Annotated in this window: 7 protein-coding genes; all 7 read right to left on the bottom strand. The window is 36.8% G+C overall.

From position 1 onward, the window contains the following. Positions 1 to 40: 40 nt before the first annotated feature. Positions 41 to 601 carry a hypothetical protein gene (locus DXA54_RS18930; RefSeq protein WP_243647667.1) on the bottom strand — a complete coding sequence of 187 codons (561 nt, stop codon included), beginning with the start codon at positions 599 to 601 and terminating at the stop codon, positions 41 to 43. 7 nt (positions 602 to 608) lie between these two features. Next, positions 609 to 2,159: a C10 family peptidase gene (locus DXA54_RS18925; protein WP_243647666.1), complete on the bottom strand. Its 1,551-nt coding sequence runs from the start codon at positions 2,157 to 2,159 to the stop codon at positions 609 to 611. Between the two features lie 7 nt (positions 2,160 to 2,166). Further along, positions 2,167 to 3,633 (bottom strand): C10 family peptidase, encoded by a 1,467-nt coding sequence (locus DXA54_RS18920; RefSeq protein ID WP_120080371.1) that lies wholly within the window; start codon positions 3,631 to 3,633, stop codon positions 2,167 to 2,169. Positions 3,634 to 3,677: 44 nt separating this feature from the next. Beyond that, positions 3,678 to 4,067 (bottom strand): DUF3244 domain-containing protein, encoded by a 390-nt coding sequence (locus DXA54_RS18915; protein ID WP_004298217.1) that lies wholly within the window; start codon positions 4,065 to 4,067, stop codon positions 3,678 to 3,680. 160 nt (positions 4,068 to 4,227) lie between these two features. Continuing rightward, positions 4,228 to 5,925, bottom strand: coding sequence for a tetratricopeptide repeat protein (locus tag DXA54_RS18910; RefSeq protein WP_004298216.1), 1,698 nt, complete (start codon positions 5,923 to 5,925; stop codon positions 4,228 to 4,230). A gap of 750 nt (positions 5,926 to 6,675) precedes the next feature. After that, entirely contained in the window at positions 6,676 to 7,125 is a 450-nt protein-coding gene (locus DXA54_RS18905) for a GatB/YqeY domain-containing protein (RefSeq protein WP_004298215.1), read from the bottom strand. A gap of 85 nt (positions 7,126 to 7,210) precedes the next feature. Next, entirely contained in the window at positions 7,211 to 8,521 is a 1,311-nt protein-coding gene (gene ftsZ / locus DXA54_RS18900; RefSeq protein ID WP_004307359.1) for a cell division protein FtsZ, read from the bottom strand. Positions 8,522 to 8,575: the final 54 nt, after the last annotated feature.

The following is an 8,575-nucleotide window of genomic DNA, read 5'->3' as shown; positions in this document are numbered from 1 at the left end:
GTTGTATATAAAGGTTTAATACCTGTAGTTGGCCGAATACTTACGTTAAAGAGGTAATATTCCATTCGTATGTTCCTTCTCTGAATATTCCCGAATCAGTTTCCATTGTAAACTTTTTGGTTTCCTGATTGAATGTATAAGTAGCACCAATGAATGGTTTCTCTTTTTCTCGTAACTCAACTTCTATCTCTGGGGGAATTCTTAGATCCACTGCTTTTATTATTACTCCCGGATAATCAGGGTTACCTTTTAGCGGAATTCCCCAATTGACAATTTCCGGACTGTTGAAGTATTTGACATATACGGAGATTTCACATGCTATCTTATTATTGTCAGTATCGATAAGTCGTATCATGGTGCTTCCACTTTTGTAGGTAGTGATGCATACGCTCATTTCGTCAAGAATAGCAGTCGCAATTTCTTGATTTTCTGATTCTAACCTATAGTTGTGCTCTGTTAAGTCTGTTTCTATAATGACATGCCATGTGTCTCCTTCCCATATAGAAACTGATTTCTTTTCAACTTCGTATGGTTCCTCTTCAGAGCAACCATACGAAGATGCCAGTAATAATACAATTAGTAAAAATCTACTGATTCTCATAGTCCGGTTATTTTCTAGTTATATTATATAGCATAGTCATTTCCTGCGTGTAATATGCAATATTATTATTATCGTCGTCTGGAAATACAACATCGCAATCCTGCAGGTCATTACTTGTTCTAAAGTAAACTCTAGATCTTTTCCCCCATCCCATATTTACTGACCAGTAATGGTCATATCCGGCTTGGTGCTGACGCTTCGTAATAACAACCCCATCGATTAGCCATGCGTGTCCTCCCCCATTACCTAGAATCTTACCATTGTCGTCTACAATATGTCCGGGACCACAAAGAAAAACAGGTTTTCTTTCAAATAAAGATTGTTTTGCTAGATTGCCATTAAACTTGTTATTTTGGTTCCCGTAGAAATTAACCATACTCTTTAAATAATTTATGGTATTGATTGTAGGAGTTTCTGTTTGAGTAATCACTGATTTTTTATATGTTTTTCCTGTATTGACATCTAATAAGTCCTTTTCTTCATAAGAGGGGTGTGAATCTGTTGCTGTGGCAATCTGTGCAAATAATCCTGTAATCATATTTACCAGATCTTCAGGTGAACTAGCTTCTGGATATCCTTGGGTAAATTTGATGAATTCGACTGATGTTGCATAATCCCAGTCAACCTTTTGACTATTAGCTAAATACATGTCTGGTTTCACTATGCTGAACAATATTCCGATTGCTACATTGGCACATCCTACAGCAAGATGCCCTTCACGCTCACCTCCATATCCGTCGTAGATCATCATTATAGGCCTGCCGTAGTTGTATGGATCATTCTGAGTCCATGAAACTTTAGATAAAGGATTGACAAAACCTACTACATTGGATTGAGGTCTGCTTACGCCTCCAGACTGATTTCCAGGATTATTATTTCTAGTTGATATCTCATCCGTTGTTATAATTCGGTCTTTAAAGTCAGAATAGGAAACATTTTTCTGCGGGATGTTTAATTGTCGGGCTATTTTATGTAAAGTGGAATCCCTTTTTGTAGATCTCATACATTCTATTTGCTGGATATCTAAAAAGACATTTTTTTTAGATAGTTCCAATAGATAACGTGCTTCCGTGGCAATTTCGGAATGCGAAGTATAATTGTCCACATAGTAAAGAACTTCCGGCACTCTCTCGTCTCCACATATGACAGCTAGACTTTTATTTCCCTCATTATTGGATAATTCAACCTCGAATATTGGAACTGTGGGCCCTTTGGATGTTGTCGAGCGGGTATCGGCTATATTTTTAATGATGTTGTTTTCCTCGGCAACATAATACTTCTTTCTTATAGATATTTTTGTTGTTTCAGAGTTTCGTGTAGCTATTTTATCTCCAACTTCTATATTATTTTGGAAATTAGCAACAATATTGCTGATTTCTTCTATAGTCAGTTCTTGCGGATTGTCATACGCAATGCTAGCGAACTCTTCTGGAGTTAAAACTATCTGGTCATTTTCAGCTTTTTCATTATCAAACTTATTGGCAATGTTGCTATCTGTACATGATGAAAAAAGAAAGGAAATGATGAATAGATATATTAAGTATCTGTTATTTAGCATATTGTGTCTATTTAGCATAAATATTATTTAAGTAATCTATCTTATGAGCCCATTCTTGAACGGCATTTGCCTGAAAATATGTGTTGGCATTGCTGTCCAATTGGTAGAATCCAGTACATTCATCTGCCCATCCTAAATTAGCGTGCCAATAAACATCGTTTCTTTTCACTAGTTCGCGAGTCGAAATGGCTTTTTCTGTAACCAGTATACCGGATATGATGAAGGCGTGATCAGAAGTTAACATTAGAACCAAATGCTTGTCTCGTAATGCTGCCCACGCCATGTCACCATTAAAAGCTGCCTTAGCTTGGTATTTAAAGTATTTGTTCATTGTCTTTAGCATATTCTGTTCTGAAACTTCACTCGAGATAACAGCATTATCCCAGTCTTTTTTAGATGTGGTTTTGTTTTCGATATAGAGGTCTAGAATTAGGCGCTGGGCATCAATTATGCCTCCTGCGCCTGGGTCATCTAATTTAGGGGTCTTTGTCATTTGATCCCAATTGGGAATGAAAGTCATACCTGTTTGTACTTCATACTTTCCTGTAGGGATTAGAAATGCAACTGGAGGCCTTTTATTACAGTGAGTATATGTCATCATCTGCGCCATAGCAATATTCACACATCCAGCAGGAACTGATGTGAAATTCTTTCCTCCATCTTGTGTTCTTACCCAGTCTCGTAAACCATCTCTATCTATATTAGAGAACCATCCATTATAAGGATCCTCTTGTCCCCAATTTGTTTTTACTAGAGGAAATATAGATTTGTCATGATAGATTTGCATTTCTATATCTCCTATTTGTACAGCAGTTGATCTGGTTGTAGGTTCTGCATCAGTAATAGTTATATAGTTTTTGACTGCCTCATAAGAAACCTCATTTATAGGTATTTCCAGTTCTTTACTAATCTTTTCAAGTGTTGGAAGTCGTAAAGAGTCTACAGCTTCTTTCATCTTTATTGTATTATAGAGATAGCTTGCTTTTGAAGCATGTAATAGTTTACTAGCTCCTGTTTGCTCCATCATTTTTTCACTACTACATTTAGGAATGAAGGCAATGATGGCAGGAAAATTTGCATTCGCTGAAACTATAGCACGACCGATAGAAGAGCCATTACTAAATTCGATTTCGCAAATTTTCGATGTGATATCGTCATTGTTAATGGCTCTTGTTGCTTGCTCTTGTTTTTTGAATTCTCCCTCTTTATTAATAAAACTCTCTTTTACAATCTTAAAGGAAGTTGCATTGCTTCTTGTCGTTGTTCCGTTTTGCAGATTAGCAAAGGCACTTACCATGTTGAAAAGAGTTTTCTCTTCCAAATCTTTTGTTTCATCATAGGAGATGCTAAAGACTTCATCTTGTGTTAGTTTGACTTTCTTTTGAGAGATAAAATCTTCTGAAACATCATTCGTACACGAATGGATGGTGAATAGGCTGGCTATTGCACATAAAAAATAGAAATGTTTTTTCATATTTTTAATTATTAAGTTGCGTAATGATTGTATGTTTGTTACTTTTATGGCATTGAGTGTTCAATTTCAAACTCTCCAACTAAAGTCATGTCTTCTTCTATATAAAGAAGCTCATAATGACCGGTTTTGTAGCCTGTTAAATTAATTTTATAAGTCTCTTGCCCATTAGGGGGGATTATCACACCTTGGAACATGATGTTTCCTTGCTGATCTTTTACTTGGAAGATGACTTGTTTGTCTACGTTTTCTAAAAAACGAACTTCAATAGTATTTTCGTAGAGAATAGCTTCTATAGGAATAGGAACTGGTACTCCTCTGTGCTGATGCCATCTTTTGATAACTAAACGCTTAGCTCTATGCTCTGATAGAGTATTGGCTTCTATCGTTATAAATGAAATGCCAATTAATAATAGTACAATACTTAGCTTTCTCATATTTTTAATTGTTTTCTGCAAAGTTATAGAGAAATGAAGGGGTGCACAAGCAAAAGATGTTTTTCGGCGTGGACAAAAGACTGTTGATAATCAGCGGCTTATGCAATTTTGCGTGGACAACTTCTTAAACTGTAGTTTATTTCCTACTAAAATGAAGGTATTAGTGCATATTCTCAATCAAGTACTCATATAATGTAGTATTGTCATTCAGCAATGCAATGTTCAGTTTTTCTCTAAGTCTAAACCGTTTCTTTCTTACTGAATCACTTGCAATATTTAGCAACTTTGCTTCTGTGTTAGTATCAAATCCGCACATACATAAACAACAATACAAAAAGTCTTGTTCTGGTAAGTTGGGACATAGACTATATAAGTATTTAGATAAATTTGGATAGATATATGTTATTTCATCTGCAATGAGTTCCCATTGCTTATCTGTTATTAATGGCTTATCATTTCTTGGCTTATTTTGTTTGGCTAACCGTACCAACTCTTTAAATGTTGGTGAATTTTCTAGAGACTTATGTTGTAGTTCCTTATAATTGCTAGTTAAAAGAGCTATTTCTTTCTCTATTTTATTATAGTTGTCATCTTTTTCTTTAAATGTGTCTAATAACTTTTTTTTCTCTTCCAATTCTAATGAAACATAGGTTAAATCTGTTTTTATCCGGTTTAATTCATCTTGTTGTCTGTGTATTTTTTCTTTTGCTTGTTTTCTATATAGTAAATACACTATCATTATTAATAATAAGCATGAAATGCAGATAACTGAAAATATAATGTAGCTTTGTTGTTTAATCTTTAATCTATCTACTTCTTGACTGATTTTTAAATGATTATATTTAGATTCTATGTTTAATATCTTAGATTGGCTGTCAGCGTATACGATAGAATCTACCATGTCAACATATTCTTCCAGGTAGGCAAGCGCTTCTTTATAGTCTCTCTCTGCATTATGGATTTGATAATATAAATAATTGATGCTACACGTATATTGGGGGTCATCTTGTGGAATTTTAGATAATAGTTCTTTAGCTTTATCTATAGAATCAGTTGTGGTATATAAGTCAATCAGTGCTACATAATCAGGCATTTTTTCTTTTCCCGTCGATAATGCTTTAAGAAAGTACTTTTCGGCTTTATCATATTCTTCTCGCATTACATAGATATTTCCTAAAGCATTATTTATTGAAGCGGTAACTTCTATATCTTTAGTATTAGCTGCTACAGAATCGGCAATAGTCAGTATTTCTATAGCACATGATAATGAGTCTATACATGCATATTCACGTCCTATGTTTTTTAATGCGCAGGCATAACTATCGGTGTTATTTTCTTTTTTAAAGCATTCGGCAGCAGTCTCGTATTTTTTGATAGCTTCTGTGAACATGAATTTTTCTCGATATAGATCGCCTATATAGTCATAGGTATATCCAATGAGGTTATTGAGCTTGTTTTTTCCTGCAATGTCCAGCGCATTAGTATAAATAGACATTGCTTTATCATAATCTCCATCAGCAAAATAGGAACGACCTAAATAAATCAAAATTTGCACTTGCTCGTCAGGGCTACCATGTGAGGAATACCAGTCATAAGCTCTTTCTAATTGGTAAGTTGGTAGGATGCTATTAAAAATTTCGTCTGTAATCTTACCTGATAACATACACCAGCGTGCAAAAGCTTTGTCGTCTAGTTTTTCAGGAGATGATATACTTTTTAGTAGGTTGGATGCGCTGTCAGGATTTATGGCAATGGCTTTTTCTACTTCATTTAGCAGTCTGTCAGATACGGATTGTTGTTTGTTGCATCCTGATAGCACTAATATAGATGTTATAATTATAGCAATACTCTTTCTCATTTGTCTGTCGTGGTTTAGTTTCGTTGTAAAAGTAATCTTTATTTTCTATATTATGCTCTTTTATAGGGAGATTATTTTAGTTCGGGAAATAATATTAGTACTGTCTATATCATACATCATATTAATTTCAAATGTGCTTTTATTTTATTAAGTTCATGTGATCTAATTTGATTATTTCCCAGCTATTAATAGACTCTTTCTTATTTATAGTGAGAAAAGTTCCTTTCTATTAATACCTAAATTACTTTACTATAATTCTAAACTTGTTTTTCATTAATCGTAATCTATAATTGCAAGTTGTAATTATATAAATGAAGCTTTTGATTTTATAAATGAAAGCTTTGTTTATAAAAACAAAAGCTTCATTTATAGATTACCTTTAATGTAAGTAATCTTTTCTATTAGTGAAAAGGAAGTTTGGCATTAATAGAGAATAAGTTTATATTTAATAGATTGGAATCAGTCTATTAATCAAAATTCGGCAGAAAGGTATAGTGAATCGGGTGAAACCTATGTGAAAGGCAGCTCTTCACCCGAAATCCCTTTATTCATCGATGTTTCAGAGTGGTGAAGGAGGTGAACGTCATGTTTAAAGAAAAGTTGCAGATGTGTGTAAGATAAAACATCTTGCACGCATCTGCAACGGTATCTTGCACAGGTTTATACTGCTATTAATCAAATAGATAAACTCTGGTTAGTGTAGGGTGCAAGATAAAATCAAAATAAAATCTTCTGTGGAAGTCGCAGAGGTTATCCCAAAAGCTCTTTCACTTTTGCAGAAATGGCACGTCCTTCTGCAAGACCTGCTAGCTTCTTGGAGGCAACTCCCATTACTTTACCCATATCTTTACCGCTTGTAGCACCTGTTTCAGCGATAATTTCCTTCAATGCAGCTTCCAGTTCTTCGGCAGTCATTTGTTTCGGCAGGTATTTCTCCATAACGGCTACCTGGCCTAATTCTACGTCAGCCAAATCCTGACGACCCTGTCCGATATAGATTTCAGCAGAATCTTTTCCTTGTTTCACAAGTTTCTGGATAATCTTCAGAGCAGCATCATCTGTCAATATATCGTTAGCTCCCGGGGCAGTCTTAGCTTCCAGGAAGAACTTCTTTATATTTCTCAAAGTTTCAAGGGCTACTTTGTCTTTCGCCTTCATTGCGGTTTTAATGTCTTCGCTGACTTGATCGAATAAATCCATACTATTATAATTAAAAATTGAAGATTAAAAATTAGATCTGAAGCCTGATTTTGCGAGTTTATAATTTTCGTTCTTAGTTCTTTGTTTAGAACGTAATCACACCGTTGTCATCTGTAGCTTCTTCCGTGGCTACTTCCTCTTCCAGAGCGGCTTTCGTCCGGATTTTGGTAAGAGTAGTCTTATCACGCATATAAGTGGGAGAATCTTCTACCATGGCGATGATGTCGTCGTTGTCCAGATCTTCCGTATTGAAAAGATAGATGTGGCGGCGTTTGCGGAGGCTCTTGCTTCCGATATTGCTGGCACTTTCGCCGTATGCCTTGCGGATACGTTCCTTGTTCTTTTCTTTTTCTTCTTCCAGTTGCAGTTGGCGTTCTTCCTCTTCCTGGCTGCGTGCAGCATGCAAGCTGTCCATTCCGGGAACGTCTTCCACACCGAATCCGGTTGCCAATACGGTGATTTTTACTCTTGTTTCTAGTGAGTTGTCGATGGCAACACCCCAAATCACTTCCACCCCTTCGCGGAATTTGCTCATGAACTCGTGTATCTCGTTCATTTCCTCCATCATCAGTTCCGACGACGGGCAGAAAGATACGTTCAACATTACTTTCTTGGCATTGAAGATATCATTGTTGTTGAGCAACGGAGAATGCAGGGCATCGTCGATTGCTTTCGTCACACGATTTTCTCCTTCGCCGAATCCGGTACTCATGATTGCTACTCCACCATCTTTCAGGATGGTTTTCACATCGGCAAAGTCAAGATTGACTGTACCCCGCATGGTAATAATCTCGGCAATGCTCTTGGCAGCAATGGAAAGAGTATCATCGGCTTTGCCGAAGGCGTTCATAAAAGTAAGGTCGGCGTATATTTCGCGCAGGCGTTCGTTGTTGATAACCAGCAAGGCGTCAACATGCTGGGCGATACGCTCTACGCCGTCCAGTGCCTGGATAATTTTCTTTTCTCCTTCGAAGATAAAGGGGATGGTGACGATGCCGACAGTCAGAATATCCATTTCCTTCGCAATGCGGGCGATGACCGGTGCAGCTCCTGTTCCGGTTCCTCCTCCCATTCCGGCGGTGATGAATACCATCTTGGTGCCGTCGTTCAGCTGGTTTCTGATATCTTCTATACTTTCTTCGGCGGCGTCGCGTGCCCGTTCGGGACGGTTGCCGGCTCCAAGCCCTTGCGTGATGCTACGGCCCAGTTGCAGTTTCACCGGGACAGGTGATTCGGCTAATGCCTGGTTGTCCGTGTTACAAAGAACGAACGTTACATCATGGATGCCTTCCCGGTACATGTGGTTTACAGCGTTACCACCACCACCACCTACACCAATCACTTTGATGATCTTCGGTGAATCTGTCGGGAAATCGAATTGTACTATCTCGTCCATATCTTGATTGAATTATGAATTACGAATTATGAATATTGATTAACAAGCTGCTGA

Origin of the sequence: Bacteroides sp. OF03-11BH (genome assembly GCF_003604005.1) — a bacterium.
GTDB lineage: Bacteria > Bacteroidota > Bacteroidia > Bacteroidales > Bacteroidaceae > Bacteroides > Bacteroides ovatus.
Note: the sequence above shows the minus strand (reverse complement) of the source record. Positions and strands in the feature narration are given on the sequence as shown.

Excerpts from the sequence above, each read along its gene's own strand:
- DXA54_RS18930 (WP_243647667.1), bottom strand. The coding sequence starts at position 601 with ATGAGAATCAGTAGATTTTTACTAATTGTATTATTACTGGCATCTTCG.
- DXA54_RS18925 (WP_243647666.1), bottom strand. The coding sequence starts at position 2,159 with ATGCTAAATAACAGATACTTAATATATCTATTCATCATTTCCTTTCTT.
- DXA54_RS18920 (WP_120080371.1), bottom strand. The coding sequence starts at position 3,633 with ATGAAAAAACATTTCTATTTTTTATGTGCAATAGCCAGCCTATTCACC.
- DXA54_RS18915 (WP_004298217.1), bottom strand. The coding sequence starts at position 4,067 with ATGAGAAAGCTAAGTATTGTACTATTATTAATTGGCATTTCATTTATA.
- DXA54_RS18910 (WP_004298216.1), bottom strand. The coding sequence starts at position 5,925 with ATGAGAAAGAGTATTGCTATAATTATAACATCTATATTAGTGCTATCA.
- DXA54_RS18905 (WP_004298215.1), bottom strand. The coding sequence starts at position 7,125 with ATGGATTTATTCGATCAAGTCAGCGAAGACATTAAAACCGCAATGAAG.
- ftsZ (WP_004307359.1), bottom strand. The coding sequence starts at position 8,521 with ATGGACGAGATAGTACAATTCGATTTCCCGACAGATTCACCGAAGATC.